The sequence below is a fragment of the Streptomyces sp. NPDC058470 genome, from assembly GCF_042721055.1.
GTDB lineage: Bacteria > Actinomycetota > Actinomycetes > Streptomycetales > Streptomycetaceae > Streptomyces.
On record NZ_JBHXMF010000113.1, the window covers coordinates 9,193 to 11,427 of the forward strand.

Below are 2,235 nucleotides of genomic sequence, written 5' to 3' on the forward strand. Positions count from 1 at the left end.
ACGACCATCGTGTTCACGGTGAGCTTCAGTTCGAGCAGCTCACCGGTCGCCTCGACGGTCACCGTGCGGGTCAGGTCGCCGCGGGCCACCGCCGTCGTCACCAGCGCGATGTCCCGGACCTGGGCGGTCAGCCGGGACGCCATGGTGTTGACCGCCTCGGTCACGTCCCGCCAACTCCCGGACAGACCCGTCACCTTGGCGCGGCCACCGAGCCGCCCCTCCGTGCCGACCTCGCGCGCGACCCGGGTCACCTCGCCGGTGAACAGGGACAGCTGGTCCACCATCTTGTTGACGGCCCGTCCCAACCGGCGTAAGTCGCCCCGGAGTTGACGATTGCCGTCGTGCAGGTCGACCCGCTGGGTCAGATCGCCGCCGGCCACCGCGTCGAGGACGCGGGTCGCGTTCGCGGCGGGCGCGACCAGGGCGTCGAGCAACTGGTTCACGTCGTTGACCCGCGCCGTCCAGTTGCCCTGGCCCGGACTCGCCGAGAGACGCTCGTCCAGGCGGCCGTGCCGCACCAGGTCCCGGCGGACCCGCTGCGCCTCGGAGTTGAAGTGGGAGCTGCGGTCCATGATCTGGTTGAACATCGCGCAGAGATCGGCCACCACACCGTCGCCGGTCTCCGGCACCTTGCTGAAGTCACCATCCCGGGCGGCGGTCATCGCGGCGAGCAGCGGGCGCAGATCCGATGCCTGAATCCGGCCGTCGATCCGGCCGTCGATCCGGCCGTCGATCCGGCCGTCGATCCGACCGTCGATCCGGCCGTCGATCCGACCGTCTTCGAGCCCACGCATACCACTGTTCTCAGCCATGGCGGCCCACTTCGGTAACTCGGCGCTTATGGGCACAGTCAGTCTGTCACTGTGTCCGCATCGGCTGAGGCCTATTCGTCCGAACTGCTCAGGGAGCCGCACCGTGGGGGCCATTCCGACGCAACGGGAGTCCAAGGCGCGTGTGCCCGACGCGCCCGCGCACTACCGCGCCGGCCACGAAACGGTCGCCCGCACTTCGCTGGCGGGCACCCCGCTCGCTCCCGGAGCCGCCCGGGAGTTCGTGCGCGCCGCTCTCGCTGAGTGGGCCGAACTCGCCCCGCACGGCGCCGATATGATCGACGACCGGCTCACCGATGACGCCGTCGTGGTCGTCAGCGAACTCGTCACCAACGCCGTTGTGCACGCCGGCACCGACGTTGAGCTGGCATGCGGCATGGAAAGCACGGAGGACGGCTCGCCGGGCTCGCTGATCATCGAGGTGTCCGACCATCACGCGGCGCGTGCGATACGCGACGACTGCGTCGAACGGCCGTACGGCACACCGGAGTACGGGCGCGGTCTGCGGCTCGTCTCCGCGCTCTCCGACGCCTGGGGGATCACCTACCGCACCGGAATCAAGACCGTCTGGGCCCGGCTGCCCGTGGGCGGTAGCGGCCTCGGCGTGGGCGGCGAGGCGATCTCGGACGTCGACAAGGTCGACAAGGTCGACAAGGTCGAAAGGATCGTGGAAGACGGCGAGAGGGCAGAGGCGTACGCCGGTGAACAGGCCCTGGAGCGCGGGCTGCGGGTGGCCGAAACTCTCGCCCCCGAGCCGAGGCGCAGCGCCCAGCAGGAGCACGACTGGCTCGACCGTGGTGCCCTCTCCTTCCTCGCCGAGGCCTCCGACCTGCTCGCCGGGCAGCTCGACGAGGACCTCGTGGCCGCGCTCGCCGGACAGCTGATCGTGCCGCGCCTCGCCGACTGGTGCGCGGTGTGGCTGGAGGACGAGGCCACCGACCGGGCCGGCGGTCTCGGTCTCGCCCTGGGGCCGCGCCTGGCCCGCGTCTGGCACGGCAGCGAGAACCGCATCGAGGACCTGCGCCGTGCCCTGGAGAAGGACCCGCCCCGGCTGCCCGACTCGATACGCTCCCGCGCCGTGCCCGTGCCCTGGCCGGGGGAGGCGTTGGCCTCGGGTGGGGGGCACGGCGCGAGTGGGGTGGGCGGGGCGAGTGCTGGGGTGCGCGGGGCGGATGTGCTGCGTGGGGCGGGTGCGGCCAGCAGGGCAGGCGGGGCGAGTGAGGCTACCGGGGCTGACGGGTCGAGTGGGGTAGGCGGTGTAGGCGGGGCAGGTCCATCGAGTGGGTCGGGTGGGAGCGGACCGGGTCCCAGGAGCGGGGCAGATGGGCCGGGCGCCAGCGGGGCAGACCTGGGGAGTGGGGTGAGTGGGGCTGGTCTGGGGAGTGGGTCGGGGGTGAGTGGGGCG

At 71.9% G+C, this 2,235-nt stretch carries 2 protein-coding genes; one reads left to right on the forward strand and one right to left on the reverse strand.

Annotation, left to right across the window (positions count from 1 at the left end):
* The coding region (locus ACFWP7_RS41830; protein WP_384393659.1) for a HAMP domain-containing protein at positions 1-662 on the reverse strand (662 nt) is incomplete at its 3' end.
* 253 nt (positions 663-915) lie between these two features.
* On the opposite strand from ACFWP7_RS41830, the gene ACFWP7_RS41835 reads away from it, so the two are divergent.
* A partial coding sequence (locus tag ACFWP7_RS41835) for an ATP-binding protein (RefSeq protein ID WP_384393651.1) occupies positions 916-2,235 on the forward strand: 1,320 nt, incomplete at its 3' end.